The sequence below is a fragment of the Burkholderia sp. JKS000303 genome (assembly GCF_002563755.1).
In the GTDB taxonomy this organism is placed as follows: domain Bacteria; phylum Pseudomonadota; class Gammaproteobacteria; order Burkholderiales; family Burkholderiaceae; genus Burkholderia; species Burkholderia anthina_B.
In genome coordinates, this window is sequence record NZ_PDBZ01000005.1 from 133,173 (window position 1) to 160,083 (window position 26,911).

At 66.7% G+C, this 26,911-nt stretch carries 29 protein-coding genes; 10 read left to right on the forward strand and 19 right to left on the reverse strand.

All coding sequences use genetic code 11. The features are described 5' to 3' along the window. Window positions 1-34: 34 nt before the first annotated feature. The 9 genes from BX604_RS36970 to BX604_RS37010 all read right to left on the reverse strand — a co-directional run bounded on the left by BX604_RS36970 (window position 35) and on the right by BX604_RS37010 (window position 9,920). Complete coding sequence (locus tag BX604_RS36970; RefSeq protein WP_098556849.1) at window positions 35-1,045, reverse strand: ABC transporter permease; 1,011 nt, start codon at window positions 1,043-1,045, stop codon at window positions 35-37. Further along, window positions 1,042-2,667 carry a sugar ABC transporter ATP-binding protein gene (locus BX604_RS36975; protein WP_098556852.1) on the reverse strand — a complete coding sequence of 542 codons (1,626 nt, stop codon included), beginning with the start codon at window positions 2,665-2,667 and terminating at the stop codon, window positions 1,042-1,044. The genes BX604_RS36970 and BX604_RS36975 overlap by 4 nt, the downstream gene beginning before the upstream one ends. Window positions 2,668-2,814: 147 nt before the next feature. Further along, entirely contained in the window at window positions 2,815-3,765 is a 951-nt protein-coding gene (locus tag BX604_RS36980; RefSeq protein ID WP_098556855.1) for a sugar ABC transporter substrate-binding protein, read from the reverse strand. A gap of 326 nt (window positions 3,766-4,091) precedes the next feature. Then, a complete protein-coding gene (locus BX604_RS36985; RefSeq protein ID WP_098556857.1) occupies window positions 4,092-4,817 on the reverse strand; it encodes a DUF805 domain-containing protein in 726 nt (241 codons plus the stop codon). Between the two features lie 13 nt (window positions 4,818-4,830). Next, entirely contained in the window at window positions 4,831-5,757 is a 927-nt protein-coding gene (locus BX604_RS36990; RefSeq protein WP_098556859.1) for a CysB family HTH-type transcriptional regulator, read from the reverse strand. 80 nt (window positions 5,758-5,837) lie between these two features. After that, window positions 5,838-6,896 carry a sulfate/molybdate ABC transporter ATP-binding protein gene (locus BX604_RS36995; RefSeq protein WP_098556861.1) on the reverse strand — a complete coding sequence of 353 codons (1,059 nt, stop codon included), beginning with the start codon at window positions 6,894-6,896 and terminating at the stop codon, window positions 5,838-5,840. Between the two features lie 13 nt (window positions 6,897-6,909). Beyond that, the gene (gene cysW, locus BX604_RS37000) at window positions 6,910-7,857 is read right to left on the reverse strand and encodes a sulfate ABC transporter permease subunit CysW (protein ID WP_098556863.1); all 948 of its coding nucleotides are present in this window, start codon (window positions 7,855-7,857) and stop codon (window positions 6,910-6,912) included. Beyond that, the gene (cysT, locus tag BX604_RS37005; protein ID WP_098556865.1) at window positions 7,857-8,747 is read right to left on the reverse strand and encodes a sulfate ABC transporter permease subunit CysT; all 891 of its coding nucleotides are present in this window, start codon (window positions 8,745-8,747) and stop codon (window positions 7,857-7,859) included. Before cysT ends, cysW begins: the two co-directional genes overlap by 1 nt. 135 nt (window positions 8,748-8,882) lie before the next feature. Continuing rightward, window positions 8,883-9,920 carry a sulfate ABC transporter substrate-binding protein gene (locus BX604_RS37010; RefSeq protein ID WP_098556867.1) on the reverse strand — a complete coding sequence of 346 codons (1,038 nt, stop codon included), beginning with the start codon at window positions 9,918-9,920 and terminating at the stop codon, window positions 8,883-8,885. Window positions 9,921-10,184: 264 nt separating this feature from the next. Here BX604_RS37010 and lexA point away from each other — a divergent pair, with 264 nt between their 5' ends. Genes lexA through BX604_RS37025 form a run of 3 tightly spaced genes read left to right on the forward strand, consistent with a single transcriptional unit; the run spans window position 10,185 to window position 11,913 of the window. Further along, window positions 10,185-10,832, forward strand: a complete 648-nt coding sequence (gene lexA, locus BX604_RS37015) for a transcriptional repressor LexA (protein WP_096505428.1) — start codon at window positions 10,185-10,187, stop codon at window positions 10,830-10,832. Between the two features lie 26 nt (window positions 10,833-10,858). Next, window positions 10,859-11,197 carry a hypothetical protein gene (locus BX604_RS37020; RefSeq protein ID WP_098556869.1) on the forward strand — a complete coding sequence of 113 codons (339 nt, stop codon included), beginning with the start codon at window positions 10,859-10,861 and terminating at the stop codon, window positions 11,195-11,197. A 29-nt stretch (window positions 11,198-11,226) separates the two neighbouring features. After that, window positions 11,227-11,913: a DUF2939 domain-containing protein gene (locus tag BX604_RS37025; protein ID WP_098556871.1), complete on the forward strand. Its 687-nt coding sequence runs from the start codon at window positions 11,227-11,229 to the stop codon at window positions 11,911-11,913. A gap of 92 nt (window positions 11,914-12,005) precedes the next feature. On the opposite strand, the gene BX604_RS37030 is transcribed toward BX604_RS37025, so the two are convergent. Further along, on the reverse strand, window positions 12,006-12,503 hold the full coding sequence (locus tag BX604_RS37030; RefSeq protein ID WP_098556873.1) for a universal stress protein: 498 nt from the start codon (window positions 12,501-12,503) through the stop codon (window positions 12,006-12,008). Window positions 12,504-12,828: 325 nt separating this feature from the next. On the opposite strand from BX604_RS37030, the gene nodI reads away from it, so the two are divergent. After that, a complete protein-coding gene (gene nodI / locus BX604_RS37040; protein ID WP_098556878.1) occupies window positions 12,829-13,743 on the forward strand; it encodes a nodulation factor ABC transporter ATP-binding protein NodI in 915 nt (304 codons plus the stop codon). 6 nt (window positions 13,744-13,749) lie between these two features. Next, a complete protein-coding gene (locus BX604_RS37045) occupies window positions 13,750-14,583 on the forward strand; it encodes an ABC transporter permease (protein WP_098556880.1) in 834 nt (277 codons plus the stop codon). A gap of 45 nt (window positions 14,584-14,628) precedes the next feature. Here the strand turns inward: BX604_RS37045 and BX604_RS37050 are convergent, their stop codons facing one another. From BX604_RS37050 to BX604_RS37065, 4 genes are all read right to left on the reverse strand, one after another. After that, window positions 14,629-15,051, reverse strand: coding sequence for a hypothetical protein (locus BX604_RS37050; RefSeq protein WP_175802820.1), 423 nt, complete (start codon window positions 15,049-15,051; stop codon window positions 14,629-14,631). A gap of 223 nt (window positions 15,052-15,274) precedes the next feature. Then, window positions 15,275-16,333 carry a permease gene (locus tag BX604_RS37055; RefSeq protein WP_098556882.1) on the reverse strand — a complete coding sequence of 353 codons (1,059 nt, stop codon included), beginning with the start codon at window positions 16,331-16,333 and terminating at the stop codon, window positions 15,275-15,277. Beyond that, the gene (gene mnmH / locus BX604_RS37060; RefSeq protein WP_098556884.1) at window positions 16,330-17,457 is read right to left on the reverse strand and encodes a tRNA 2-selenouridine(34) synthase MnmH; all 1,128 of its coding nucleotides are present in this window, start codon (window positions 17,455-17,457) and stop codon (window positions 16,330-16,332) included. The genes BX604_RS37055 and mnmH overlap by 4 nt, the downstream gene beginning before the upstream one ends. A 64-nt stretch (window positions 17,458-17,521) precedes the next feature. Further along, on the reverse strand, window positions 17,522-18,475 hold the full coding sequence (locus BX604_RS37065) for a LysR family transcriptional regulator (protein ID WP_098556886.1): 954 nt from the start codon (window positions 18,473-18,475) through the stop codon (window positions 17,522-17,524). A 163-nt stretch (window positions 18,476-18,638) separates the two neighbouring features. On the opposite strand from BX604_RS37065, the gene BX604_RS37070 reads away from it, so the two are divergent. Next, complete coding sequence (locus tag BX604_RS37070; RefSeq protein WP_098556888.1) at window positions 18,639-20,060, forward strand: M20 family metallopeptidase; 1,422 nt, start codon at window positions 18,639-18,641, stop codon at window positions 20,058-20,060. Window positions 20,061-20,094: 34 nt separating this feature from the next. Further along, a complete protein-coding gene (locus tag BX604_RS37075; protein ID WP_098557151.1) occupies window positions 20,095-21,381 on the forward strand; it encodes an MFS transporter in 1,287 nt (428 codons plus the stop codon). 74 nt (window positions 21,382-21,455) lie between these two features. On the opposite strand, the gene BX604_RS37080 is transcribed toward BX604_RS37075, so the two are convergent. Together BX604_RS37080 and BX604_RS37085 are read right to left on the reverse strand one after the other, a co-directional pair. After that, complete coding sequence (locus BX604_RS37080) at window positions 21,456-22,508, reverse strand: NADP(H)-dependent aldo-keto reductase (protein WP_098556890.1); 1,053 nt, start codon at window positions 22,506-22,508, stop codon at window positions 21,456-21,458. 192 nt (window positions 22,509-22,700) lie between these two features. Next, window positions 22,701-23,138: a PaaI family thioesterase gene (locus BX604_RS37085; protein ID WP_098556892.1), complete on the reverse strand. Its 438-nt coding sequence runs from the start codon at window positions 23,136-23,138 to the stop codon at window positions 22,701-22,703. A 169-nt stretch (window positions 23,139-23,307) separates the two neighbouring features. On the opposite strand from BX604_RS37085, the gene BX604_RS37090 reads away from it, so the two are divergent. After that, window positions 23,308-23,790, forward strand: coding sequence for a winged helix-turn-helix transcriptional regulator (locus tag BX604_RS37090; RefSeq protein WP_098556894.1), 483 nt, complete (start codon window positions 23,308-23,310; stop codon window positions 23,788-23,790). Between the two features lie 403 nt (window positions 23,791-24,193). Then, window positions 24,194-24,817: a phospholipase D family nuclease gene (locus tag BX604_RS37095; protein WP_098556896.1), complete on the forward strand. Its 624-nt coding sequence runs from the start codon at window positions 24,194-24,196 to the stop codon at window positions 24,815-24,817. A 167-nt stretch (window positions 24,818-24,984) separates the two neighbouring features. Here BX604_RS37095 and BX604_RS37100 read toward each other — a convergent pair whose 3' ends face one another. Next, window positions 24,985-25,203, reverse strand: a complete 219-nt coding sequence (locus BX604_RS37100) for a hypothetical protein (protein ID WP_098556898.1) — start codon at window positions 25,201-25,203, stop codon at window positions 24,985-24,987. A gap of 229 nt (window positions 25,204-25,432) precedes the next feature. On the opposite strand from BX604_RS37100, the gene BX604_RS37105 reads away from it, so the two are divergent. Then, window positions 25,433-25,645, forward strand: coding sequence for a hypothetical protein (locus tag BX604_RS37105; protein WP_373562457.1), 213 nt, complete (start codon window positions 25,433-25,435; stop codon window positions 25,643-25,645). 71 nt (window positions 25,646-25,716) lie between these two features. On the opposite strand, the gene BX604_RS37110 is transcribed toward BX604_RS37105, so the two are convergent. Beyond that, window positions 25,717-26,190: a VOC family protein gene (locus BX604_RS37110; RefSeq protein ID WP_098556900.1), complete on the reverse strand. Its 474-nt coding sequence runs from the start codon at window positions 26,188-26,190 to the stop codon at window positions 25,717-25,719. Between the two features lie 177 nt (window positions 26,191-26,367). After that, window positions 26,368-26,907, reverse strand: coding sequence for an aspartyl-tRNA synthetase (locus tag BX604_RS37115; RefSeq protein ID WP_098556902.1), 540 nt, complete (start codon window positions 26,905-26,907; stop codon window positions 26,368-26,370). Window positions 26,908-26,911 lie beyond the last annotated feature (4 nt).

The window sequence follows — 26,911 nt, forward strand, 5'->3', positions numbered from 1 at the left end:
TCCCGTTTCTCTCTGGTCTGCCTGCTATGTAGTTCTACCGCGCGCGCGTGCGCCGGCTGCGATACGTATCGAGCACGACCGCCACCACGATCACCGCCCCGGTGATGATTCGTTTGGTCGGCTCGTTCGCGCCGATCTGCGCAAGCCCGGCAGCCAGCACGGAGATGATCAACACGCCGAAGAACGTGCTGATCACCGAGCCGCGCCCGCCCATCAGGCTCGTGCCGCCGATCACGACGGCTGCGATCACCTGCAGTTCGAGGCCGACGCCCGCATTCGGGTCGGCGGCCTCGAGCCGCGAAATCTGGAACAGCGACGCGAGTCCCGCGAGCGCGCCCATCAATGCGAATACGAGGATTTTATACGGCCGCGGGTTAACCCCGGCAAGTCTTACCGCCTCCTCGTTCGTGCCGATCCCGACCAGGTAACGCCCGAACACCGTACGCGTGAGCACGAACTGTGCCGCGATCATCACCGCGACCGCGATCAGGAACGCCGGCGAGATGCCGAGCGCGATCGGGTTCGACAGGAAATCGAACGCGTCGCCGATGTACGCGGTGCGCGAATTCGTCAGCTGGTACGCGACGCCGCGCGCCGCCTCCAGCACACCGAGCGACACGATGAACGACGGAATCCGCCAGCCGACCGTGATCGCCCCCGTCAGCGAGCCGGTGACGGTCGCGATCGCGATCCCGCTCAGCGCCGCTGGAAACGGCCCCCATTGCCATTTCAACGCGGCCACGCTGACCATCGACGCGGCCAGCGCGAGCACCGAGCCGACCGACAGGTCGATCCCGGCGATGATCAGCACGAAGGTCATCCCGACCGACATCACGACGAGATCGGGAATCTGGTTCGCGATCGTACTGAACGTATCGTAGGTCAGGAAATGCGAGCTCAGTGTCGAGAACAGCGCGATCATCGCGACGAGCGCGCCGGCGAGCCCGAGATAGTTCGACACGCCGAGCCGCGTGCCGGACAGCGCGCGGGCACGACGGGTCTGCTGGGCGCCTGCATCGGTCGGGGATACGGGAGGCTGGGTCATTGCTGTCGTCCTGTCGTCGAAGTGCCGCTCGGTGTGCCGGAAGCCGCGCGCGGCGCGGCCTGCGCATCCGGCTGCCGCGCGCCGTCCGGCAGCGCTTCGCGGCCGAAGCCGGCGAACGCCGCGGCCAGCAGCGCATCCTGGGTCCAGTTGCCGCGCTCGAACACGGCGGTCATGCGGCCGGCCGACATCACGCCGATCCGGTCGCAGATCAGCATCAGTTCGCGCAGGTCGCTCGAGACGACCACCAGCGCGCGGCCCTCGCGCGCGAGCGCGCCCATCAGCGTATAGATCTCGAATTTGGCGCCGACGTCGATGCCGCGCGTGGGTTCGTCGAACAGCAGCACGCCCATGTCGCGCGCGAGCCAGCGGCCGATCACGACTTTCTGCTGGTTGCCGCCCGACAGTTCGCCGACCGCCTGCGCGGCGCTGTGGGTGCGAATCCGCAGCGCGTCGATCTGCTGCTCGGCCAGCGCCGTCTCGCGCGCCGTATCGACGACACCGCCGCGCGCGAGCTGGTCGAGCTGCCCCAGCGACACGTTCGACGTGACCGACTGCGACAGCAACAGCCCTTCGCCCTTGCGATCCTCGGTGATCAGCGCGATGCCGTGCTTCACCGCGTCGACCGGCGAGCTGATGCGCGCGGGCTTCAGCGGATCGCCGACCGCGATCATCCCGGCGTCCGGCGTATCCGCGCCGTAGATCAGCCGCAGTAATTCGGTGCGCCCCGCGCCGATCAGCCCGGAGATCCCGAAGATTTCACCCGAGCGCACCTCGAGCGACACGTCCTGCACGGCCGTGCCGCGCGTCATGCCCGACACGACGAGTCGCGGCGCGCCGATATGGCGTGCGCCGAGATCAATGTGTTCGCCGATCTCGCGCCCGACCATCAGCGTGACGAGCCCGTCGGACGTCGTCTCGGCCATGGCGCCGACGTGCACCAGCCGGCCATCGCGCAACACCGCGACGCGCTCGGCCACGCGCGCGAGTTCCTCGAGTCGATGCGAGATGTAGACGATCGCCACGCCGCGCGCCTTGAGCCGGTCGATCTGCTCGAACAGCAGTTCGACCTCGCGTGCGGTCAGCATCGCGGTCGGCTCGTCGAGGATCAGCACGCGGCAGTCGCCGATCAGGTTGCGCGCGATCTCGACCATCTGCTGGTGGCCGATGCCGAGCGCGCCGACCGGCGTATCGGGATCGACCGCGTCGAGGCCGACCTGCGCCATCGCGGCGCGCGCGTCCTCGCGCAGCCGCGCGCGGTCGATGATGCCGAAGCGGCGCGGCAAGCGGTTCAGGAACAGGTTTTCGGCGACCGTCAGCGTCGGCAGCAGGTTCAGCTCCTGCATCACCATGCGCACGCCGAGCGCCTCGGCCTGCGTGCGGCTCGCCGGCGCATAGGCCTGGCCGCCGAGCTGCATCGTGCCGGTCGTCGGATCGACGAGCCCGCCGATGATCTTCGACAGCGTGCTCTTGCCCGCGCCGTTCTCGCCCGTCAGCGCGAGCGCTTCGCCGGACGCGAGCGTCAGCGTGACGTCGGCGAGCACCGGTTCGGCATAGGTTTTGCCCACACCGGAGACGGACAGCACGGGAACGGCTGAACGGGAGGGTTGGAAGGTCGGTTCCATCGCGATCCTGGTTGCGGCCGCGCGCACGCGGCGCGCGGGTATGACGCTCACAAGTGCATGTGCATGCAGTGGCCGTGATCGCGCTCACTCCGGATAACGGCCGCCGGCCCGAATACTTGAGGGCGGCGGCCGCGACCGGCAGCGGCGTTACTTCGTCACGAGATCCACCGGCGTCTCGACCACACCGGACAAGTCGGCCTGCTTGCGATGCTCGGCGATCGCCTTGAGCGCCGTGTCGATGCCGAACACCGCCTGCTTCGCCGCGTACTGGTCGGCGGTCGCGAGCACACGGCCGTCCTTCAGCATCGGCTTGATCGCGTTGATGTTGTCGTAGCCGACCACGAACACCTTGCCCTGCTTGCCTGCCGCGCGCACGGCCGACACGGCGCCGATCGCCATGTTGTCGTTGCCGCACAGCAGCGCGCGCAGGTTCGGGTATTCGTTGAGCATCGCCGACGCAACCGCATTGCCCTTGTCGATTTCCCATTCGCCCGACTGCACCGACACGACCTTCATCCCGCCCGCCTTCATCGCGTCCTGGAAGCCGGCCGTGCGCTGCTGCGCGTTGGTCGTCGTCGACACGCCTTCGATGATGCCGACCTGGTCGCCCGCCTTCAGCCGCTTCGCGAGGTAGTCGCCGATCTTGCGTGCGCCCTTGCGGTTGTCCGGGCCGACGAACGGCACGTTCAGGTTCTTCGACTTCAGCACGTCCGGGTCGAGCCGGTTGTCGATGTTCACGACGATGATGCCCGCGTCGACCGCCTTCTTCACGACCGGCACGAGCGCCTTCGAATCGGCCGGCGCAAGCACGATCGCGTCGACCTTCGAGACGATCATCTGCTCGACGATGCGGATCTGGTTCGCGGTGTCGGTTTCGTCCTTGATGCCGTTCGTGATCAGGTCGAACTGGCTGGCGTTGTGCTTCTGGTATTCCTTCGCGCCGTTTTCCATCGTGAGGAAGAACTCGTTGGCGAGCGACTTCATCACGAGCGCGACCTTCGGCTTGGCCGCTGCTTGCGCGTGAACGGCCGGTGCGGCAGCGACCGCGACGGCGGCAAGCGCGGCGGTCAGGAAGCGACGGCGAAAGAGGACATTCATACACATCTCCTGGCGACTGGCCCGACGGGCCGGATGGTTGTTTGACTGTTGTTTTAATGTGAGCAAACGTTTGCGCCACATTTCCCGGATATTGGCCATCGATGCTGCTTGTCGGTACCACGGAATGGAAGCAAGGCAGACGGCCGACTGCCTGACGCGTGCTGTCATTGACGCGCCACCGCCGGCGGGACGCCGGCAGAGTGAGGGCTATGCTGTACCGTTTCGGTTCGACGCGCAACCCGTCTGATCAATATTTAGGGTTTATTCGGAGCGCCCCACCGCAGGCGTCGTGGGGCGACGGCAACGCATGCGCCGGTTGCCGTGCATCACGCCGGACCCTGCGGCGCCGCTTCGTCGCGATCGTCCGACGGCGGCTCGCCGAAGCGGTTCGCGTGCGGCGTGCCGGCGATGAAACCGTTCATCACGAACAGCGCGATTGCGCCGACGATCGGCACGAAGATCCGCAGCATCCACCAGCCCGACTTGTCGATGTCGTGCAGGCGCTTCACGCCGACCGCGATCGACGACCATATCGAGACGACGGCAATCGCGAAAAAAACGAGCAGCACCAGCAGCGGCAGATCCTCGGCCGACGAGCCGCGCTGCTTCGCATCGAAGAGCGCGCTGAGCGCGGCATAGGCGAGCGCGTAAATCCACCACGGCAAACGCCCGATCCGGCCTTCGAAGGAAAAGAGAAACCATTTCAGATTCATTGTTCCGCCCTGTGTCGTGCGCGACGCGCGTCGTGATGCGATGCGCGCCGACGAAGGCCGTGCAGCCTGCGGCGCCGGCCGCCCGGTATTGCGGCGAATTAAATCATATCTTCGTAAAAATGCCGCATGCGACAGGGTCGATGCGAGGCGTTCGAACGTGCCGTCTTGTTTTTCTGTTAATCGGCAAACGCTTGAAAGACCTCGCTTGACGTGAACCGGATCGGGTGCGGCAGGCGCAACCGAGAGCCCAACGCGCCGACGCGCCACGACGCCGTCAAATCCGTCGTCATGGCGCGCCCCTGGAACACATCCGGCACGCGCATGCCGCGCCGCCGACATCTCGCTCCCGCAATCAGACCGCTTCGCGCAGCAGCCCCGCGATTTCCGCTTCGTTCAGATGCGGCGCGAACATCTCGATCAGCCGGTACGCGTACGCGCGCAGGAACGCGCCCTTGCGCAGCCCGACGCGCGTCGTGCTCGCCTCGAACAGATGCTGCGTGTCGAGGGCGACCAGGCCCGTGTCGCGCTGCGGATCGAAGGCCATCGCGGCCACCACGCCGATCCCCATCCCGAGCTCGACGTAGGTCTTGATCACGTCGGCGTCGATCGCGGTCAGCACCACGTCCGGCACCGCGCCGGCCTGCGTGAACGCCTGGTCGATGTGCGAGCGGCCCGTGAAGTCCTGGTCGTACGTGATGATCGGGTACTCGGAAATTTCCTCGAGCGTCAGGTTCTCGCGGCCGACGAGCGGATGCCCCTTCGGCACGACGACCGTGTGGTGCCACGAATAGCACGGGAACGTGACGATGTCCGGATAGCGGTCGAGCGCCTCGGTCGAGATGCCGAGATCGGCCTCGCCGTTCAGGATCATCTGCGCGATCTGCTGCGGGCTGCCCTGGCGCAGCGCGAGATGCACCTTCGGAAACACGTCGGTGAACTGCCGGATCACCTTCGGCAATGCGTAGCGCGCCTGCGTGTGGGTCGTCGCGACGACGAGGTGGCCGCTGTCCTGGTCCGCGAACTGACGCGCGACGCGGCGCAGGTTCTCGGCGTCGAGCAGCATCCGCTCGATCAGCTGGTGCACGGCCTTGCCGGGTTCCGTGAGCCCGGTGAGGCGCTTGCCGCGCCGAATGAAGATGTCGACGCCCAGTTCGTCCTCCAGATCCTTGATCTGCTTCGACACGCCCGACTGCGACGTATACAGCACGTTCGCGACTTCCGTCAGGTTCATGTTCTGACGCACGGCTTCGCGCACGAAACGCAATTGCTGAAAATTCATGGGTATGCCTCTTAGGCTGTCGTTGTTCGAATGTCGATTCGGAGCGGTATCCGCTCTCTTCTCTTTAACTGGTTCGGGCGTCAGTGTGCGGGAAATACGCGCACCGCGCGCGGTACCGCCGTCGCGCCGTCGCCGACCTGCAACGCGAGCGCACGCCACGCGTCGCGATCGAGTTCGGCTTCGAGCGCGCCGCCTGCGCGCGCTTCGAGTTCGACCCGCACCGAGCCGCCGAGCGGAATCACGCGGCGCACGTCCACTGCGATGCCGTCACGATGTCCGTCGCCGACCGGCCAGAGCTGCAGGTCGTGCGGCCGCACGTAGGCGTTCGCGGGGCCCGCGAAATCCGCGTCGACCGCGATCGGCGCCGCCGCACCTTCCGCGACGAAGCCGCGCCCGGCGACCGTGCCCGGCAGCCGGTTCGCCGCGCCGAGGAACTCGTAGACGAACGCGCTTTGCGGATGATCGTAGACGTCCTGCGGGCTGCCGACCTGCTCCACGTGACCGCGGTTCAGCACGACGATCCGGTCGGCCACTTCGAGCGCTTCCTCCTGGTCGTGCGTGACGAAGATCGTCGAAATGTGCAGGTCGTCGTGCAGGCGCCGCAGCCAGCCGCGCAGTTCCTTGCGCACCTTCGCGTCGAGCGCGCCGAACGGCTCGTCGAGCAGCAGCACCTTCGGCTCGACCGCGAGCGCGCGGGCCAGTGCGATCCGCTGGCGCTGGCCGCCCGACAGCTCGGACGGATAGCGCTGCGCAAGCCAGTCGAGTTGCACGAGCTTCAGCAGTTCGTGCACTTTCTCGCGGATCACGGCTTCCGACGGCCGCTCGCGACGCGGCTTCACGCGCAGCCCGAACGCGACGTTCTCGAATACCGTCATGTGGCGGAACAGCGCGTAGTGCTGGAACACGAAGCCGACCTGGCGCTCGCGCGCGCCGACCGACGCGACGTCGAGCCCTTGCAGCACGACCTGGCCGGCGTCCGCGTGCTCGAGGCCCGCGATCACGCGCAGCAGCGTGGTCTTGCCGCAACCGGACGGCCCGAGCAGTGCGACGAGCTCGCCCGGCGGGAAGTCGAGCGACACGTTGTCGAGGGCGGTGAAATCGCCGAAGCGCTTTTGAAGGTGACGGACAGTGATACCCATTCTGGTTGCCTCTTTACGATTTCGACGAAATGGCGGCGACGGGGCCGGCATGAGCGGGAACGTCATCGCGTGCGCCGGCCAGTTCGGCGGCGAGGTGACGTTCGGCGAGCAGCTTCAGCGCGAGCGTGACGAGTGCGAGCAGCGCCAGCACCGACGCCACCGCGAACGCCGCCGCGAAGTTGTATTCGTTGTACAGGATCTCGACGTGCAGCGGCATCGTGTCGGTCACGCCGCGGATGTGGCCGGACACGACCGACACCGCACCGAACTCGCCCATTGCGCGCGCGTTGCACAGGATCACGCCGTACAGCAGGCCCCACTTCACGTTCGGCAGCGTCACGCGGCGGAAGATCTGCCAGCCTGACGCGCCGAGCACGCGTGCGGCCTCTTCCTCGTCGGTGCCCTGCGCCTGCATCAGCGGAATCAGCTCGCGCGCGACGAACGGGAACGTGACGAAGATCGTCGCGAGCACGATGCCCGGCACCGCGAAGATGATCTGCACGTCGTGATCCTGCAGCCACGGGCCGAACCAGCCCTGCGCGCCGAACAGCAGCACGTACACGAGGCCCGAGATCACCGGCGACACCGAGAACGGCAGGTCGATCAGCGTGGTGAGCAGCGCCTTGCCGCGGAATTCGAATTTCGCGATCGCCCACGACGCGCACACGCCGAACACAAGGTTCAGCGGCACCGCGATCACGGCGACGGTCAGCGTCAGCTTGATCGCCGACCACGCATCCGGATCCGCGAGCGATTCGAAATAGAAGCCGACGCCCTTGCGCAATGCCTCGAAGAACACCGCGGCGAGCGGCACGACGAGGAAGAATGCGAGGAACGCCAGCGCGACGCCGATCAGCAGCCAGCGCACGACGCGCGACTCGCTGACGGGGTCGATCTGTTTCGCGGCGCGCGCACGCGAGGCGGACGGATTATTCAACACGACGGTGGACTCCCGGCTCATTACTGGCCTCCTGCTGCGGCAACGGTGACGGTCGTCGGCGCGGGGCCGCTCGCCCCCTTGCTCGTGCGTCGCTGCAGATACCACTGCAGCGTGTTGATCAACAGCAGCATCAGGAACGACACGACCAGCATCACGACCGCCAGCGCGGTGGCGCCCGCGTAGTCGTACTGCTCGAGCTTCGTGATGATGAGCAGCGACGTGATTTCGGATTTCATCGGCACGTTGCCGGCGATGAAGATCACCGATCCGTATTCGCCGAGCGCGCGCGCGAATGCGAGCGCGAAGCCGGTGAGCAGCGCGGGCAGCACGGCCGGCAGCACGACGCGACGGAACGTGAGCCAGCGCGATGCGCCGAGGCACGCGGCCGCCTCTTCCTGCTCGCGCTCGAAATCCTCGAGCACCGGCTGCACGGTGCGCACGACGAACGGCAGCCCGATGAAGGTCAGCGCGACCAGCACGCCGGCCGGCGTGAACGCGATCTTGATGCCCAACGGCGCGAGATACTGGCCGACCCAGCCGTTGGTCGCATAGACGGCCGCTAGCGAGATGCCGGCGACCGACGTCGGCAGCGCGAACGGCAGGTCGACGATCGCGTCGACGACGCGCTTGAACGGGAACGTGTAGCGCACCAGCACCCACGCGACGAGAAAGCCGAACACGGCGTTGATCAAGGCACCGCCCAGGGCGGAGGTGAACGTCAGCCGGTACGACGCGAGCACGCGCGGCGACGTGACGGCGGTGACGAACTGGTCCCACGACAGCGTCGCGGTCTTCAGGAACGTGGCGGCGAGCGGGATCAGCACCACGAGGCTCAAATAGGCCACCGTGATGCCGAGCGTCACGCCGAAACCGGGCAGCGCGCTCGGCTTGCGAAAGGTGTACGTCGTCATCGGATGCTCTTGCTGGGTCGATGCTGCTCACGGGCCCGACGCACATGCCGGCGCGGGGAGTCGCGCCGGCATGTGCGTCGGGGATGCGGCGCGCTGTCGTGGCGCGCCGCTGTCGTTATGGTTCGTTGCGTGGCGTTACTGCGGCTTGTAGATCGAATCGAACACGCCGCCATCCGCGAAATGCGTCTTCTGCGCATTCGTCCAGCCGCCGAAGGTATCGTCGACCGTGTACAGCTTCAGCTTCGGGAACTGCTTCGTCAGCTCCGCCGGCACGTTCTTCGAGCGCGGACGGTAGTAGTTGCGTGCCGCGATCTCCTGGCCCTGCGGGCTGTACAGGAAGTTCAGGTAGGCCTCGGCCAGCTTGCGCGTGCCCTTCTTGTCGACCACCTTGTCCACCACCGCGACGGGCGGCTCGGCCAGGATGCTCACCGACGGCACGACGATCTCGAACTTGTCGGTGCCGAATTCCTTGATCGACAGGAACGCCTCGTTCTCCCACGCGATCAGCACGTCGCCGATCCCGCGCTGCACGAAGCTCGTCGTCGCGCCGCGCGCGCCCGAATCGAGCACGCCGGCGTTCTTGTAGAGCTTCGTCACGAATTCCTTCGCGGTCTGCTCGTTGCCGCCCGGCTTGTGCACGGCATACGCCCATGCGGCGAGGTAGTTCCAGCGTGCGCCGCCCGACGTCTTCGGGTTCGGCGTGACGATCGAGATGCCCGGCTTGGTCAGGTCGTCCCAGTCCTTGATCCCCTTCGGGTTGCCCTTGCGCACCAGGAACACGATCGTCGACGTGTACGGCGACGCGTTGTCCGGCAGGCGCTTTTGCCAGTCCTTGTTGACGAGGCCCTTGTTCGCGAGCGCGTCGATGTCGTATGCGAGCGCCAGCGTGACGACGTCGGCCTGCAACCCGTCGAGCACCGAGCGCGCCTGCGCGCCCGAGCCGCCGTGCGACTGCTTGAAGTTGACCGTCTCGCCCGTCTTCGCCTTCCACTCCTTGCCGAACGCCTGGTTGAAGTCCTGATACAGCTCGCGCGTCGGGTCGTACGACACGTTCAGGAACGTCGTATCGGCCTGGGCATGCGTCGCGACACCCAGCGCCGCCGCCGCGCCCAGCGCGAGTGTTGCGATCAGGCGGCCTACTCCGCCCACCAGCCCCGTATTGCGCTTCGCCATTCTTGGTTCTCCAGTGTTGTCGGTATTGCGATGTCGGGCCAGTCTAGCGAACGGGTTACATGATTAAAAATAATCGTTCTTCATTTTTTAATACTCAAAAGTGCTAACGCATACTGGATGGACGGTTGCGGCAGACGAACCGGCGTCCGGACGTCGCGACATCGCGCCGGAATCGGCGTGATCGCGTCGAATCTCAAGTAACACTTGAAATTCGCGAAGTACTGTATAAAAATACAGCTCACTGTCTATCCATACAGTTAAGCCATGACCAAACTCACTGCCCGTCAGCAGCAAGTGTTCGACTTGATCCGCCGCGCGATCGAGCGCTCCGGATTCCCGCCCACGCGCGCCGAGATCGCGGCCGAACTGGGTTTCAGCTCGCCGAATGCAGCCGAGGAACACCTGCGTGCGCTGGCGCGCAAGGGCGTGATCGAGCTGGCCGCCGGCGCATCGCGCGGCATCCGCCTGCTCGGCCTCGACGACTCGCCGCACCAGTTCACGCTGCCGCATGCCGGCCTGATGCAACTGTCGCTGCCGCTCGTCGGCCGCGTCGCGGCCGGTAGCCCGATCCTCGCGCAGGAACATATCTCGCAGCATTACGCATGCGATCCCGCGCTGTTCACCAGCAAGCCGGACTACCTGCTGAAGGTGCGCGGCCTGTCGATGCGCGACGCCGGCATTCTCGATGGCGATTTGCTCGCGGTGCAGAAGCGCACCGAAGCGAAGGACGGCCAGATCATCGTTGCGCGCCTGGGCGACGACGTCACGGTCAAGCGCCTGATGCGCCGGCCCGGCGGCCTCGAGTTGATCGCGGAGAACCCGGATTACGAAAACATCTTCGTCAAGGCCGGCAGCGCGGAGTTTGCGCTGGAAGGCATCGCCGTCGGGCTGATCCGCTCGGGCGAACTCTGACAATCGGTCTCGCTGAGGAGAACATCATGGAACGCCTTGCCCGTCTGCTGCCTTTCCGTCAATTCGGTCGCCTGCGTCACCTGCGCGGCCGCACGCCCTGCGCGCCGCTGTCCGCCGCAGCGCCCGTGGTGAGCCAAGAAGTCGCAGTTGAACGGCAGGCGTCGCTGCTGCCGTCAGCGCTGCCCGCATTCGCGCGAGTGTCGCTGAACGCCGGCCTGAATCACGCCGAGCCGGCGCGCCGCGCACCCGTGCGCGTGTATCACGGCCGGTCGCGCCTGATCATGGTCGGCACGATCGACGCCGTGTGCCGGATGATCGATCGCTGCATCGCAGAGGAACGATCGGCCCAGCAAGGCGGTCTCTGATTGCGGAACCTGTCCGCACCGGAGTCATCGTGACTGAATCATCGGGCCGCACGTCGCGGCTCAAACCCCTGCTGATCGTTGCACTGGCCGTCGTCGTCATTGCGGCGATCGGCTACGCGTACGCATCGCCGTACGTCGCGCTCGGTCGTCTGAAATCGGCGATCGACGCACGCGATGCGCAGGCGGTCAGTGAATATGTCGATTTCCCGTCCCTGCGCATCAGCCTGAAGCAGCAGGTCACGGACGAATTGATGCGCCGGATCGACTCGGTCAAGAAGAACAATCCGTTCGCGGTGATCGGGGCATTGATCGGATCCGCATTGATCGGCCCGCTGGTCGATGCGTATGCGACGCCTGAGGGGGTGGCAGCGTTGATGAGCGGCATACCGCCGCGCGGCAATCCGGGCGAACGCCCGCCGGAATGGTCTGGCCCGCCGCCGGGTACGACTGCCGGCAATGAACCGGCCGCGCCGGCAAGCGCCCCCGCACCGGGCAGTAACGCCGCGCCCACGGTTGCGTCGGCACCGACACCGTCGTCCGCACCGGCCAGCGCGAGCGACGCAGGCCATCCGCAGCAAACGAGCGCCGGCTACCGGAATATCGATGAATTTGTCGTGACCTACCAGCGCAGCGGCGACGGCACGCGCTATGCGGCGATCTTCCACCGCTTCGGTCTGTTCTCGTGGAAGCTGTCCGCGATCGACCTGCACGGGTAATCGGTCGCAATCGCTACGCATGCCGCTGATACGGCACTGCGCGTGACCGACGTGAATCTCGGGTCGAGTCAGTCGGTCACGCCGTCACTGCGTCACTTGCCGTTCGTGGTCGCCGCTTCGCGCTCGCGCGCCATCTCGGCCTTTTGCTCTTCGGCCGACGAACACGCCACCAGAATGCTGCAGTTCACGCGATCGAGCAGTTGCGTGTTGCCCGACCCCATCCACCATCTCGACAACCCGCTGCGGCATCGATGGCCGACAACGACGAGATCCGCCTGCAATTCCGTTGCGAGATTCGCGATTTCGTCGATCGGATAACCGAACGCGAAATGGCCTTCGGCCTGAACGCCGCGCTCGCGCAGCCAGTTCACGCCTTCCTGCAGGATCTCGCGAGCCGTTTCCTCGAAACGACCGCATGCGACATCGGTCAACAGACCCGCGCTCTGGGCGATGCTCGAGCGCATGTCGACGACCGACAGCAAATGCGTTTCCGCCTTCAGGTCCAGCGCGAGATTAGCGCCACATCGCAATGCCTTGCGCCCTTCGCGCGTGCCGTCGTAGCACAGCAGAATCTTGTTGTAGCAAGCCATGAAGCCTCCCTATCGCGAATACGTACCGATGCTTTCATCATGGTGCGCCGCAATTCCAGACGCAAGGGATGGAAAACGCTGATTCGCCCCGCATGGCGGGTCGGCGATGATGCAGTGCACGATCCGTGCATGCAATCGCCGTGCCGCGCGCGGCATGCCCTGAAGAGACGCAGCCGATGCACTAGAATGGCCCGTTCGTGCCGCCGGCACGCGTTCGCTTCGGTCATGCCCGTGTGACACACATTCGCCCGATCCGTTCGCATGCCGGCACACGCACCGGCCGGCAGCGACACGCACCGCGCCCGCTTACAACGACAAATTGCCCATGTCCGTTGCACCGATCGATATCCGGAACGTCGAAAAACGCTATGGCGACAAGCTCGTCGTCAACGGTCTGTCCTTTCACGTCGAGGCGGGCGAATGCTACGGCCTGCTCGGGCCGAACGGCGCCGGCAAGACCACGACGCTGAAGATGCTGCTCGGCCTCGCCTATCCCGACGCAGGCTCCATTTCGCTGTGCGGCGAACCGGTTCCGTCGCGCGCGCGGCATGCGCGCCACCGCGTCGGCGTCGTCCCGCAGTTCGACAATCTCGACCCCGACTTCACGGTTCGCGAAAACCTGCTCGTGTTCAGCCGCTATTTCGGGATATCGGCGCAGGCCGCGCGCGCACTCGTACCGCCGCTGCTCGAATTCGCGAAGCTGGAAAACAAGGCCGATGCGAAGGTCGGCGAACTGTCGGGCGGGATGAAACGCCGCCTGACGCTCGCCCGCGCGCTGGTCAACGATCCCGACGTGCTGGTGCTCGACGAGCCGACCACCGGCCTCGATCCCCAGGCGCGGCACCTGATGTGGGAGCGGTTGCGCTCGCTGCTTGCGCGCGGCAAGACGATCCTGATCACCACGCACTTCATGGAGGAAGCCGAACGCCTGTGCGATCGGCTGTGCGTGATCGAGGAAGGCCGCAAGATCGCCGAAGGCGCGCCGCACGCGCTGATCGAGTCGGAAATCGGCTGCGACGTGATCGAGATCTACGGGCCGGATCCGGTCGCGCTACGCGACGAGCTGGCGTCGTTCGCGAAGCACACCGAGATCAGCGGCGAAACGCTGTTCTGCTACGTGACCGACCCGGAACCGCTCAGCGCGCGACTCAAGGGTCGCCCGGGGTTGCGCTATCTGCATCGTCCGGCCAATCTGGAAGACGTGTTCCTGCGGCTCACGGGCCGCGAAATGCAGGACTGATCGATCATGGACGTACGCAACTATTCCGCCACCGCGCCGTCCGCACCGCCGCGCGAGTCGCGCTTCGCGATCGCGCTGCCCGCGAACGCGACCAACTGGATCGCCGTGTGGCGGCGCAACTATCTCGTGTGGCGCAAGCTGGCGCTGGCGTCGATGTTCGGCAATCTCGCCGATCCGATGATCTACCTGTTCGGGCTGGGGTTCGGGCTCGGCCTGATGCTCGGCCACGTCGACGGCGTGTCGTATATCGCGTTCCTCGCGGCCGGCACGGTCGGGTCGAGCGTGATGATGTCCGCGAGCTTCGAGTCGATGTATTCGGGCTTCTCGCGGATGCACGTGCAGCGCACGTGGGAAGCGATCATGCACACGCCGCTCGCGCTGGGCGACATCGTGCTCGGTGAAATCGTCTGGGGCGCGAGCAAGGCGATGCTGTCGGGCATCGCGATCATGATCGTCGCGGGGCTGCTCGGCTATGCGCAGTTTCCGTCGATGCTTGCGGCGCTGCCCGTGATCGTGCTCGCCGGCCTCGCTTTCGCCAGCACCGCGATGATCGTCACGTCGCTCGCACCGTCCTACGATTTCTTCATGTTCTATCAGACGCTCGTGCTGACGCCGATGCTGCTGCTGTCGGGCGTGTTCTTCCCGATCACGCAGTTGCCACCGGTCGCGCAGCACGCCGCATATGCGCTGCCGCTCGCGAACGCGGTCGAGCTGATCCGGCCCGCGATGCTCGGCCGGCCGGCGACCGACATCGGCCTGCACGTCGCGGTGCTGGCCGGCTACGCAGTGGGCGGATTCGTGGTCTCCGCGTGGCTGTTCCGGCGGCGGATGATGCGCTGACGGCCGGCGCGCATCGCGCCGGCTCGATACGACGTGGCGACGACCTTACTCGTCGTCGTCGCTCCACGGAATTTCGACGTCGGTCAGGAATGCGACGGTCGCGAGCGGGCCGCCTTCCTGGCGACCGAGCTTGCCGTCCGCACGATGCCATTCGACGCGAAACTGCGTACCCGGATCGTCGGCAACCAGATAGACCGCGCGCAGTTCTTCCGCTTCGGCTTCGTCGACCGGGCCGTCGAACGACACCAGCATCTTCTGCGGCCACAGGCCGTTGACCGGGTCATAAATGCGATCGCCCTGCGGAATGTCGATGCTCGCGTCGACGCCGATCGTGGCAGAGGCTTCGATGATCATCGTGCCGAGCGCGTTCAGCACGGCAGTCGCCCGCGCGGAATTGGCCTGGCGGATCGCGAGATCGCCGCGCGTCAGCGCCTTTTCGAGTCGAGGATGAATCTTCGGTTGGGTCATGCGTTTTCCTGTTTGCTTCTTGTAAAGGGCGCCGCACGCATGAAGCGGCGACGCCGGATGAATATGACTGGCGCGTGGCGGAAGCAGCCTGCGCGTACGTCGGTGCGCCATCACGCCCCCTTCGACGCCGGTGGCCGGGCATCTCGCCCCCGGCTTGCCGACCGCCCACGCGAGCCGGCTGGCCGGGATGGCGCGCCGAATTACCGTCCCGTCCGCGCGTCCGTCAGAACCCGAACGCGATCGCGAGCAGCCCGCTCGCAATCCCGAACACGATGACGAGGCCCGTGACGATCGCCAGCATGGACGGCTTGAACGAGCGCGCGAGCATCGCGAGCGACGGCACGCTGATCGGCGGCAGCGTCATCAGCAGCGCGGCGGCCGGGCCGACGCCCATGCCGAGCGACAGCATCGCCTGGATGATCGGCACCTCGCCGGCCGTCGGGATCACGAACAACGTGCCCGCCACCGCGAACGCGATGATCCAGCCGAGATGGTTGCCGATGTCCGGACCGATATGCGGGAACAGCCACGCGCGCGCCGCGCCGAGCAGCAGCACGAGCACGATGTATTCGGGGATGAGCCGCACGGCCATGCGCGCGAACAGCTTCACCCAGCGCACGAACGGATTGCCCGCCGCGGCCTGCTCGGCCACCAGCGCAGCCAGCTGTGTGTCGTCGATGCCGCGGTCTTCCGGACGCGTGATCCGGTTCAGCAGATAGCCGATCCCGAACACCATCGCGAGGCCGAGCACCAGCCGCAGCGCGCTCCAGTGCCAGCCGAGCACGAATCCCATGAACACCAGCGCGGCCGGATTCAGCACCGTGTTGCCGAGCCAGAACGCGACCGCGCCGCCCGGCGACGCGTGCCGCGCGCGCAGGCCCGCGACGACCGGCGCCGCGCAGCACGTGCACATCATGCCCGGCAGCGACAGCAGGCCGCCTGCGGCGACGCTGCCGAAGCCGGTGCGGCCGAGCATGCGCGCGACCCAGTGCGCGGGCAGCAGCGCCTGCACGGCCGAACCGAGCAGCAGGCCAAGCACCATCGCCTGCCAGATCGCCTTGCCGTACGCCCATGCGTAGTCGAGCGCCGCCTTCAACGACGGCTCGGGTGCCGTCGCCGACGTGCCCATCAGGATCGACTGGCCGATCGAATGATGCTCGGCGGCAACGAACGCCTTGTTGTAGTACGGAAACCATTTCACGTAGAACAGCCCTGCGACCGCGATCAGCAGGAAGGTCATCCAGCCGAGCGCCGGACTGGGTTGGGTGCGTGTGGTCGTCATCGTGTGGTAATCGATTGGTCTTTGTCGGTTGTGGATGCCATGCCTGCCGCCAGCGCGGCCGACGCCGGCAGCCCCGCTTGCGCGAGCCGGGCCAGCAGCGTGCGCGCCTGATCACGCACGTCGGCCGCATTCGGCTGGAACGTGAACGTCAGCGCCCGGTTCGGCTTGTTGTACGTTGCACGGTAGGTGCGCGCATAGGCGGGATCGTAATGCTTGTCGATCAGTTCTGTGAACAGGTCGGCCCGCGCGTCGGCATCGATCAACGCATCCCAGTGCGTCACCTGGTCGCGGCTGTGCAGGCCGATCAGCCGCTGGAGCTGCGCCTTGAACGCGACCGGCGCGTCGAACAGATGGGCATAGTCTTCAAGGAGGAACGCGATGCGCTCGTCGTGCGCCGCGTCGACCTGCACCCACGGCCCGGCATGAAACGCGTCGATCAGCGCGATCGGCAGATGCACGAGCCCGATCCTGCGGCTTTCCGATTCGACGAACACCGGCCATGCGGGGTCGAAACGCCCGAGTGTCTCGACGAGTCCCGAATCGAACCCCTTTTGCGACGGCTGCGGTTTGCCCGGCAGCGCGCCGAGCAGCGAGCCGCGATGACAGGCGAGCGCCTCGAGATCGAGCGTCTGCGCCCCCACGTCGCCCAGCGCGTTCAGCAGTCGCGTCTTGCCGCAGCCCGTATGACCGACGAGCGCGATGTAGCGAAAGCGCGTCGGCAGCGTGTCGAGCGTCGCGCATACCGACTGGCGGTAAGCCTTGTAGCCGCCGTCGAGCTGGCGCGCCTGCCAGCCGATCAGGTTGAACCAGTTCGTCATCGAGCCCGAGCGCTTGCCGCCGCGCCAGCAGTAGATCAGCGGCCGCCAGTTGCGCGGACGGTCGGCGAACGTGGTGTCGAGATGGCGCGCGATGTTGCGCGCGACCATCGCCGCGCCGACGCGCGTCGCTTCGTACGGCGATACCTGCCGGTACATCGTACCGACGATCACGCGCTCCTCGTTGCTGAGCACGGGCGCGTTCAATGCGCCGGGAATATGGTCCTCGGCGAACTCGAGCGGCGTACGCACGTCGATGATCTCGTCGAACTCGCCGGCGCGATCGAGGGTGACAATCAGGTTCTTCAATTTGGCGTCGAACAGGGGCGATGCGGCTCGGTGAGCCGCACGGGCACGGAAGGCGGATCCGCGATTATCTCACGCCCGGGCGTCTCGGGCCGCGCGCGGCAACCGGCGGCGCAGAAGCGGCGCTCATCACGTCGACCAGATGGTCGCGAAACGCGCGCACGGATGCGGGCAGATCGCGCCCCGCCATGGTCTGCACCTGAATGCTGCGCTCGTGCAACTGCGGGTTCGTCACGGGCACGATGACGAAGCCGTCCGCGTCGATACGGTCCCGCACCGACAGCAGGCCCGTGAACATCACGGCCCCGATGCGCTGCGCATAGCGATACATCACCGCGGTGTTGTTGCTGGTCAGCTCGGGTTCGAGCATCAGCCCGTCGAGCACGCACGCGATGTCGATCAACTGGCGCACCGTCGTGCCGGCCTCGGGCAGCACGTGCGGGTGCTGCGCGACATCGGCGAGCGACACCGACTCGCGCGCCGCGAGCGGATGGTCGCGCCGCACGAGCGCGAAGATCGGCGCGCGTTCCGTATGTTCGACCCGCACGCCCTGCTCCGGCGCGAGGCTGAACGTCAGCCCGATATCGGCATCGCCATCGCGCACGCGTCGCGTCGCGTCCGCCGGCGACACGACCCACACCGAGAAATCGACACCCGGATGGCGCGCCTTGAAGCTCGCGAGCGCGCCCGGCAGGAAATCGATCGCGAACCCTTCCGAGCAGGCGACTTTCAACAGGCTGCCGTGCAGCGCCTCGAGCCCGCCGATTTCCTTCATCACGTGCTCGGCCTCCAGCAGGCTGCGCTGCGCGAAGCCGAGCAGCCGCTCGCCCGCCTCCGACAGCGCCATCCCGCGCGGCCGACGCTCGAACAGCGGCGCGCCGAGCTCGCTCTCGAGCTTCGCGATCTGGCGGCTGATCGCCGACACGGCGACGTGCAGTCGCGCGGACGCGTCGCTGATCGACCCGGTGCGCGCCACTTCGACGAAGTACCGCAGTGCAAGACCGTGCAGGAAAGCCGCCATCGTTCTGTCCCCGTGCCGCTGCGGGCTGTCGAGCTTTGCCTTTTCGGCAAAGAAATGTTCGAAATTCGATCATTGTGACAAAAAAAACGGCTTTCTAGAATCGTTCGCACCCCCGGTTGCGCGCACCGTGCGCGCGCTGGCAATACGACAGAGGAGACACGTCTTGAGCCGTACCGCCGCCATCCAGCACGCGCTGAACCAGTTCGAATCGGGCGCGTTCTTCACCACCCTCGGCCGCCGCGTCGGCCTGCGCACCGAAAGCCAGGACAGTGGCACGGGCGCCGCGCTGCGCGCCTACCTGACCGACGAGATCGCGCCCGAGGCCGCCCGCCTCGGCTTCACGTCACGGATCGTCGACAACCCCGTCGACGGCGGCGGCCCGTTCCTGCTGGCCTCGCGCCACGAGGACGACGCACTGCCGACGGTGCTGATCTACGGTCACGGCGACGTCGTGCGCGGCTACGACGCGCAATGGCGCGCGCCGCTGTCGCCGTGGACGCTGACCGCCGACGGCGATCGCTGGTACGGTCGCGGCAGCGCCGACAACAAGGGCCAGCACACGATCAATCTCGCCGCGCTGGCGAGCGTGCTCGACGCGCGCAGCGGCCGGCTCGGCTTCAACGCGAAGCTGCTGATCGAGATGGGCGAGGAAACGGGTTCGCCCGGCCTCGACGTGCTGTGCCGCCAGGAGCGCGACGCGCTCGCGGCCGACGTGCTGATCGCATCCGACGGGCCGCGCCTCACCGCCGAGCGCCCGACCGTGTTCCTCGGTTCGCGCGGCTCCGTCAACTTCAAGCTGAGCCTGCGCGCACGCGACGGCGGCCATCACTCCGGCAACTGGGGCGGGCTGCTGCGCAATCCGGCGACCGTGCTCGCCAACGCGCTCGCGTGCCTCGTCGACGCGCGCGGTGCGATCCGCGTCGCGGGGCTGCGTCCGCCGCCGATTCCCGCCGCGGTGCGCGCCGCGCTGGCCGACCTGAGCGTCGGCGGCGGTCCCGGCGATCCGGCGCTCGACGCCGACTGGGGCGAGCCCGGCCTGTCCGCCGCGGAGCGCGTGTTCGGCTGGAACACGTTCGAGATCCTCGCGTTCAAGGCCGGCAATCCCGACCATCCGGTCAACGCGATTCCGCCCGCCGCGTATGCGCACTGCCAGCTGCGTTTCGTGGTCGGCACCGACTGGGAGGCGCTGCACGCGCATCTGCGCGCGCATCTCGATGCGCACGGCTTCGCCGACATCGAGATCGACGTCGAGCGCGGCGCACCGGCGACGCGCCTGTCGCCGGACGATCCGTGGGTGCGCTGGGCCGTCGCGTCGCTCGCACGCACGACCGGCAAGAAGCCCGCGATCCTGCCCAATCTCGGCGGCACGCTGCCGAACGAAGTGTTCGCCGACACGCTCGGGCTGCCGACGCTGTGGGTTCCGCATTCGTATCCGGCGTGTTCGCAGCATGCGCCCGACGAGCACCTGCTCGCGAGCGTCGTGCGCGAGGGACTGCAGATGATGGCCGGCCTCTTCTGGGATCTCGGCGATGCCGCGCCGCCCGTTCGCCGCGCGGCACCCGCCGCAGCCGGCGCCGCTCTGTAACGCGCTTCGCCCTTTCTCGGGACATGCTCACACGATGAATACGACCACCCTGACCTCGCAGGATGCCGCCAGCCCCAGCGCCGCGAAAATCCGGCGCATCATCTTCGCGGCGTCGATCGGCAACGCACTCGAATGGTTCGACCTGATCGTCTACGGCTTTTTCGCGGTGACGATCGCCAAGCTGTTCTTCCCCGCGACGAGCGAGGCGACCTCGCTGATGCTCACGCTCGGCACGTTCGGGCTGTCGTACCTGATCCGGCCGATCGGCGGCTTCGTGCTCGGCGCCTATGCAGACCGTGCCGGCCGCAAGGCGTCGCTGCTGCTGTCGATCGGGCTGATGATGGTCGGCACGCTGCTGATCGCGCTGATGCCGACCTACGCGTCAATCGGCATTCTCGCGCCGCTCGGGATCATGCTGTCGCGGCTGATGCAGGGCTTTTCCGCCGGCGGCGAATTCGCGAGCTCGACCGCCTTCCTCGTCGAACATGCGCCGCAGCGGCGCGGCTTCATGTCGAGCTGGCAGTTCGCGAGCCAGGGCCTCGCGACGCTGCTCGCGTCGGGGTTCGGTGCATTGCTGACGTCGACGCTCACGACCGCCCAGCTCGAAAGCTGGGGCTGGCGCGTACCGTTCCTGTTCGGCCTCGCGATCGGTCCGATCGGGCTCTACATTCGCCGCTACGTCGATGAAGGCGCCGAGTTCAAGACGCAGGCGCGCTCCGAAGCGCCGGTGCGCGAACTGTTCGCGGACCAGAAGATGCGCGTGCTGCTGTCGATCGGCGTGCTCGTGATCTCGACCGCGATCAACTACATGGTGCTGTACATGCCGACGTATGCGATCAAGCAGCTCGGGCTGCCGGCATCGACCGGCTTTGCGGCAACGCTTGCGACCGGTTTCGTGCTGACGCTCGTCACGCCGCTCGTCGGTCACCTGTCCGATCGCACCGGGCGCATTCGCGTGATGGCGGCCGCGGCCGTGCTGATGCTCGTCACCGTGTGGCCGACGTTCCTGTGGCTCACGCATCACGCGTCGTTCGCGACGATGATCGCTGCGCTGATCTGGATCGGCCTGCTGAAGGCGACGTATTGCGGCGCGCTGCCGGCGCTGATGGCCGAACTGTTCCCGTCGCAGACGCGTGCGACCGGTCTCGCCGTCAGCTACAACACGGGCGTCACGCTGTTCGGCGGCTTCGCGCCGTTCATGATCACGTGGCTGATCAGCGCGACCGGCAACCGGTTGTCGCCGGCGCTATATCTGATGGGTTGCGCGGTGTTGAGTCTCGTCGCGCTGCTCGTCGCGCGCACCCGGCTCGGGATGCGCTGACGACGCAAACGACGCCGCCACGCGCGTCGAACGCGGCCCGTCGCGGCATCGCTGCCGCGCGGGCCGCGCGCCGTTTACGGCGCCGGGTTCGGCTGCAGCTCGTGCAGCGCGTCGATCTCGGCAAGGATCTCGTCGGACAGCGTCACGTCGATGCTGCCGATGTTCTCCTTCAGTTGCTCGAGCGACGTCGCGCCGACCAGGTTGCTGCGCACGAACGGCCGGCTGTTGACGAACGCCAGCGCGAGTTGCGCGGGCGACAGCCCGTGGCGTTGCGCGAGTTCGACGTAGCGCGACGTTGCCTCGACCGCCTGCGGCTTGCTGTAGCGCTGGAAGCGCTCGAACAGCGTGATGCGTGCACCGGCCGGGCGGGCGCCGTTCTCGTACTTGCCGGACAGCCAGCCGAACGCGAGCGGTGAATAGGCGAGCAGGCCGACCCCGTCGCGATGCGTGAATTCCGACAGGCCGTTCTCGAACGTGCGGTTCAGCAGGCTGTACGGGTTCTGGATGCTCGCGATGCGCGGCAGCCCGAGCTTATCGGCTGCATGCAGGAATTGCGCGACGCCCCACGGCGTTTCGTTCGACACACCAATCGCGCGGACCTTGCCGGCCTTCACGAATTCCGCGAGCACGCCCAGCGTTTCCTCGATCGGCACCGTGTACGCGTCGTCGACCCACGGATACGCGGGACGGCCGAACGTCGTCGTGCTGCGATCGGGCCAGTGCAACTGGTACAGGTCGACGTAGTCGGTCTGCAGGCGTTTGAGGCTGCCGTCCAGCGCTTCGGTCAGGTTCTTGCGGTCGAACTGGTTGCCTTCACCGCGAATATGACGCGGATTGTGCGGCTGCCGCGCCGGGCCCGCGATCTTCGTCGCGAGCACGATCCGGTCGCGCTGCGCGCGATGCTGCGCGAGCCAGGTGCCGATGTATTGCTCCGTGCGGCCCTGGGTATCGGGCTTCGGCGGCACCGGGTACATTTCCGCGGCATCGATCAGCGTGACGCCCTGCGCAAGCGCGTAGTCGATCTGCTCGTGTGCGTCGCGCTCCGAATTCTGCTCGCCCCACGTCATCGTGCCGAGACCGATCAGGCTGACCTCGATGCCTGAATCGCCGAGTGTGCGGTATTCCATGCTGCTCCTGTCGCGTCGGTGGAAAGCAGGAACGCTATCACATTGAAGCGAACGCTTCAGATGGCCGACACGGACGCTTACAGGCCGCCTTCGGCTTGCGTGCGCCACGCATGCAGCTGGCACGCGCCGACCCACCCGCGCCGCGTCCGCATTGCGTCGGCGGCTGGAGCCGGCCCGCCGTCGCCCGCCTCGTCATTGCGGCCGCTGGATGAAGCATGTCGCCGATGCATGCGCGACGATCTTGTCGTCCGGGGTCTTCAGCGTGCCCTCCGCGACGCCGAGCGAACGCGACAGGTGAATCACGCGCCCTTCCGCGATCAGGTCGACGTCGCGCGGCACCGGACGCAGCATCTTCACGTGCAGGTCGACCGTGCCGTAGCCAACACCCGCGTCGAGCATCGAATGCACCGCGCAGCCGGTGACCGAATCGAGGACCGTCGCGGCGAACCCGCCGTGCACGCCGCCCAGCGGATTCAGGTGCCGGTCGTCCGCCCGGGCGGACATCTTCACGTAGCCGAGCTCGACGCCCAGCGGTTGCATCGGAATCGTCTCGGAAATCGACGCGAGCGGCACGTCGCCCGACACTGCTGCGCGCAGCAGTTCGATACCGGACAGGGAAAGCGGATTCATCGGGTGGTCTCCTGATTGAAAGCGCGTCGCCGCGCGAGTAAGTTCTAAATTGGAACTCATTATTGACAACCGCACCGGGCTTGTCAATGCAACGCGCGCCCGTCGCAACCGAAGACGGGTTCTATAATCGGTCCCGCTCCTTTGCTGAACCGCCGCACGAGACTCGATCATGAAATGGGATGACATCGGTACGCTGAACTGTTCGGTCGCGCGCACGCTCGCCGTGCTTGGCGACCGCTGGACCATGCTGATCCTGCGCAACGCCTTTCTCGGTTGCCGCCGCTTCGACGCGTTCCAGACGCAGTTGGGCCTCACGCGCCACGTGCTGGCCGAACGGCTCGCACGCCTCGTCGACGAAGGCGTGCTGGTCAAGCGCGCCTATCAGGAGCGTCCGCCGCGGTTCGAATACCGGCTGACGGAAAAGGGCCTCGACCTCTACCCGGCCCTGCTCGCACTGATGACATGGGGCGACCGCTGGAAGGACGACGGCCAGGGGCCGCCGGTGCAGTTGCGCCATCGAACCTGCGGCCAGTTGATGCATGCGGTCGCGGTGTGCTCGGCGTGCGGCGAGCCGCTTGATGTGCACGACGTGCAGCCGGAACCTGGGCCCGGATGGATCGCCCGCGAAGACGCCGGGCCGCTCGATGCGTGACGTCGCGCGCATAGCGCCTGCTGCGTGCGTATAGCAACGGATCCGTCGCGTATTGCGTATCACGTCCCTGTCGGCAGCGTAGCGTCTCGCATGACCGGCATTCGCGTCGCCGCACCCTCCTGCTCCATTCGCATACCGCGCTGAAGCTGCCGATCGCATTCGCGCATGTCGGCATTGCGTCACGCCGGGATCGCGCACGATCCACTTGCGCACGCACGCGTGCGGCATCGCCATCGAACGATCGGCGCGATCATCGACCCCGAACGGATATCGCCGGACGTCACGAACATCGTTGCATCGACACGCCGCAACCCAACGTGGCTATTCGCATTCTGGCGTGACCGCGGCGCCACGTCTGCGTTACACTCACGGCCCGCTGTCTCGAAATTATTCGCTGTCCAAGATGTTGTCGCGCAATCGCCTCGCCGCCACCTGCCTCGCCGCCTTTCTGCTCGCCACACCGTTCGCCGCCTTCGGCAAGACGCACAGCGAATCGCTGTTGCAGCAGGCGTTCGACTACATCGCGCAACTGCTGCCGACCCCGACACATGAAGCGCCGGCCACGCAGGTCGTCGAATCGGCGTTCTCGCCCGATGGCGGCGCCGAAGCGCTCGTGCTGAAGGCAATCGGTGCCGCACGCAGCTCGATTCGCGTGGCTGCCTACTCGTTCACGTCGCCGCCCGTCACGCGCGCACTGCTCGCGGCCAAGCGACGCGGCGTGAATGTCGCGGTCGTCGTGGACGACAAGGGCAATCGCGCGAAGAGCAGCAAGCAGGCGCTGAACCTGCTCGTCAACGCGGGCATTCCTACGCGCACGATCGCTGCCTATGCGATCCACCACGACAAGTACCTCGTGATCGATGCCGAACACGTCGAGACCGGTTCGTTCAACTACAGTGCGTCGGCGGCAAGCCGGAACTCCGAGAACGTCATCGTCGTCTGGAACAATCCGCAGCTCGCATCGCGCTACCTCACGCATTGGCAAAGCCGCTTCGACCAGGGCACGCCGTACCGCTCCTCCTACTGACGCATCCCGCGCACGCAATCGCACGCATCGTTCGCGTGCGGCGCGCCGACTGCCGTCGTCATCGGATATTCGCTTGCGATGTCGTCAATGATCGGCGTCCATCGCGCATCAGGCAACCTGGCCGAATGGCCGGCACACGGACGCTCGGCTCGCGGCGATCCGTGCAGTCAATGGAGGTCGGGCGATCGCGCCGCAAGTTGCGTATCCGCGCCACACCGGCTGCCCGGCGTCGACGCATCGCTCGCCGTACGCTGCGGCATGTTGCGCTCCCCGCCCGGCAGCGCGCTCAGCACGCAGTCCATGCTGAAGTTCAACGTGTTGTGGATCATCGGGTAAAGCAGGTACAGCGCAAATGCGAGATACCCCGCGTACAGAATTCGAGTCATGGTGCGATAGATGAATCATGGATCTTGCCCTGTTTACGGCATCGCACCGCATAGCTTGAAGCATCGGCCACCCGACTACACCATCCGATGCGGCGCACGACGCATCAAGACGGCTGGCGTTCGTCGCGGTAACGCAGCGGAGAATGCTCGATACCGTTCGACATGCGCGGGCCGACCGCCGCGGTATCGGCAAGGATGTGCGGCCGGGCATGCGCAAGCTCCGAGCGACATGCGATCGACGACCGGCGCAGCAGCCGGCACCAGAGACAAAGACCCATGCGAATCGCGCAACGCGGCCGATGCACACGGCTATGCGATTCGCTTCAGCGTCGGCCATGTCGCCTACGATCCCGCGCGGCATCGCACTGTGGCCGGCCTGCTCGAATCGGCCGATCGGCGGATGTATGAGGACAAACAGCGCGGCAAGGCAGCCGGCGGCTGAACACTCACGAACAGCACGCCGGCGTGTGCCGCCGCGCCAGCCCGCCATTCAGCACGATGGATCCGGCTCGATCAGCCCCCGCACGGCGGCGCACTCGCCATCGCGTCGGCGATCTGCTCCGGCGTCAGATCGCGCTGGTGCGTGGCGATCGACCAGCGATGTCCGAACGGATCCTCGACCTGCCCGTAACGATCGCCCCAGAACATGTCGGCCGCCGGCATCGTGACTGTCGCGCCGGCCGCAACAGCCTGCGCGATCGCCGCGTCGGCGTCCGGCACGAACAGATGCAGACACACCGGCGTGCCTTTCAGCGTCTTCGGTCCGAGCGCGCCGTGCTCGGGCATTTCGTCCACCAGCATCAGTGTCGAATCGCCGATTGCGAGGCATGCGTGCGCGAGCCGGCCGTCGGGCGTCGGCAGGCGGAACCGCTCGCTCGCGTTGAACGCACGTTTGTAGAAGTCGATTGCTGCTGCGGCGCCGGCACAGATCAGGTGCGGTGTCAGCGTACGCATCCCTTCGGGGATCGGGTTGACGGACGTGGCCATGGGTGTCGCTCCTTCAGTCGGTTGGTCGTGTCGGAAAGCGGGGCGCACGCACGATGCGCACGCCTCCGATCCTACGACGGACGAGCCCGACGGAAATCGACACGCGTGCCAACATTTTTTTGCTTCAGTCGCCTTCAGCCGCCGATGGGTCGACCGGATCGCGCCTGCGCCCCGGCATCAGTCCACTCGACCGGCGCGATCTTCCGGCCCGCCGAACTGCCGGCGGCACGCCTCCAGCAACGCGGCAACCGCGTCAAGCGGAAGATCGGCAAACCGGTTGATCGGCAGCATCACGCCGCCCGGCACCCGGGTGCGCGACGAATGCGCCGAGAACTGGTAGCCGATGTAATGATTTCCCGCGACGCTGACGATTCCGAATTCGGTGACGTCGCGCCACGGCGTGGCCGGTTTGTCGCGCATCGAGCCCACCAGCCTGAAGCCGGTTTCGTCGACATGCAGTGCCATCTTGCGGCGCGATATCAGGAAGAAGCCGCCGCTCATGAGCGCCAGCAGTACGGCCAGCGCTGCAACCTGCCACAGCGTCACGTCGGCCGCGTACCCGCACGCGGTCAATACGGCGAGCACCGCGCAGACGAGCGCCTTTCGCCGGAAGCTGCGGCTGTCGACCGGCAGCACCACCGGCAATGCGCCCGTCACCGTTCCCGCGACCGGGTCGACATGCCAGACGGCATCGTTCGTTTCGCTTGCGTCGCTCATCGTG

Excerpts from the sequence above, each read along its gene's own strand:
- BX604_RS36980 (WP_098556855.1), bottom strand. The coding sequence starts at position 3,765 with ATGAATGTCCTCTTTCGCCGTCGCTTCCTGACCGCCGCGCTTGCCGCC.
- BX604_RS36995 (WP_098556861.1), bottom strand. The coding sequence starts at position 6,896 with ATGGGTATCACTGTCCGTCACCTTCAAAAGCGCTTCGGCGATTTCACC.
- BX604_RS37045 (WP_098556880.1), top strand. The coding sequence starts at position 13,750 with ATGGACGTACGCAACTATTCCGCCACCGCGCCGTCCGCACCGCCGCGC.
- BX604_RS37105 (WP_373562457.1), top strand. The coding sequence starts at position 25,433 with ATGCGATCGACGACCGGCGCAGCAGCCGGCACCAGAGACAAAGACCCA.
- BX604_RS37050 (WP_175802820.1), bottom strand. The coding sequence starts at position 15,051 with ATGACCCAACCGAAGATTCATCCTCGACTCGAAAAGGCGCTGACGCGC.
- BX604_RS37095 (WP_098556896.1), top strand. The coding sequence starts at position 24,194 with ATGTTGTCGCGCAATCGCCTCGCCGCCACCTGCCTCGCCGCCTTTCTG.
- BX604_RS37065 (WP_098556886.1), bottom strand. The coding sequence starts at position 18,475 with ATGGCGGCTTTCCTGCACGGTCTTGCACTGCGGTACTTCGTCGAAGTG.
- BX604_RS37030 (WP_098556873.1), bottom strand. The coding sequence starts at position 12,503 with ATGGCTTGCTACAACAAGATTCTGCTGTGCTACGACGGCACGCGCGAA.
- BX604_RS36990 (WP_098556859.1), bottom strand. The coding sequence starts at position 5,757 with ATGAATTTTCAGCAATTGCGTTTCGTGCGCGAAGCCGTGCGTCAGAAC.
- BX604_RS37085 (WP_098556892.1), bottom strand. The coding sequence starts at position 23,138 with ATGAATCCGCTTTCCCTGTCCGGTATCGAACTGCTGCGCGCAGCAGTG.
- cysW (WP_098556863.1), bottom strand. The coding sequence starts at position 7,857 with ATGAGCCGGGAGTCCACCGTCGTGTTGAATAATCCGTCCGCCTCGCGT.
- BX604_RS37100 (WP_098556898.1), bottom strand. The coding sequence starts at position 25,203 with ATGACTCGAATTCTGTACGCGGGGTATCTCGCATTTGCGCTGTACCTG.
- BX604_RS36985 (WP_098556857.1), bottom strand. The coding sequence starts at position 4,817 with ATGTCGGCGGCGCGGCATGCGCGTGCCGGATGTGTTCCAGGGGCGCGC.
- lexA (WP_096505428.1), top strand. The coding sequence starts at position 10,185 with ATGACCAAACTCACTGCCCGTCAGCAGCAAGTGTTCGACTTGATCCGC.
- BX604_RS37010 (WP_098556867.1), bottom strand. The coding sequence starts at position 9,920 with ATGGCGAAGCGCAATACGGGGCTGGTGGGCGGAGTAGGCCGCCTGATC.
- BX604_RS37090 (WP_098556894.1), top strand. The coding sequence starts at position 23,308 with ATGAAATGGGATGACATCGGTACGCTGAACTGTTCGGTCGCGCGCACG.
- BX604_RS36970 (WP_098556849.1), bottom strand. The coding sequence starts at position 1,045 with ATGACCCAGCCTCCCGTATCCCCGACCGATGCAGGCGCCCAGCAGACC.
- BX604_RS37020 (WP_098556869.1), top strand. The coding sequence starts at position 10,859 with ATGGAACGCCTTGCCCGTCTGCTGCCTTTCCGTCAATTCGGTCGCCTG.
- cysT (WP_098556865.1), bottom strand. The coding sequence starts at position 8,747 with ATGACGACGTACACCTTTCGCAAGCCGAGCGCGCTGCCCGGTTTCGGC.
- BX604_RS37080 (WP_098556890.1), bottom strand. The coding sequence starts at position 22,508 with ATGGAATACCGCACACTCGGCGATTCAGGCATCGAGGTCAGCCTGATC.
- nodI (WP_098556878.1), top strand. The coding sequence starts at position 12,829 with ATGTCCGTTGCACCGATCGATATCCGGAACGTCGAAAAACGCTATGGC.
- BX604_RS36975 (WP_098556852.1), bottom strand. The coding sequence starts at position 2,667 with ATGGAACCGACCTTCCAACCCTCCCGTTCAGCCGTTCCCGTGCTGTCC.
- BX604_RS37110 (WP_098556900.1), bottom strand. The coding sequence starts at position 26,190 with ATGGCCACGTCCGTCAACCCGATCCCCGAAGGGATGCGTACGCTGACA.
- BX604_RS37055 (WP_098556882.1), bottom strand. The coding sequence starts at position 16,333 with ATGACGACCACACGCACCCAACCCAGTCCGGCGCTCGGCTGGATGACC.
- BX604_RS37115 (WP_098556902.1), bottom strand. The coding sequence starts at position 26,907 with ATGAGCGACGCAAGCGAAACGAACGATGCCGTCTGGCATGTCGACCCG.
- BX604_RS37075 (WP_098557151.1), top strand. The coding sequence starts at position 20,095 with ATGAATACGACCACCCTGACCTCGCAGGATGCCGCCAGCCCCAGCGCC.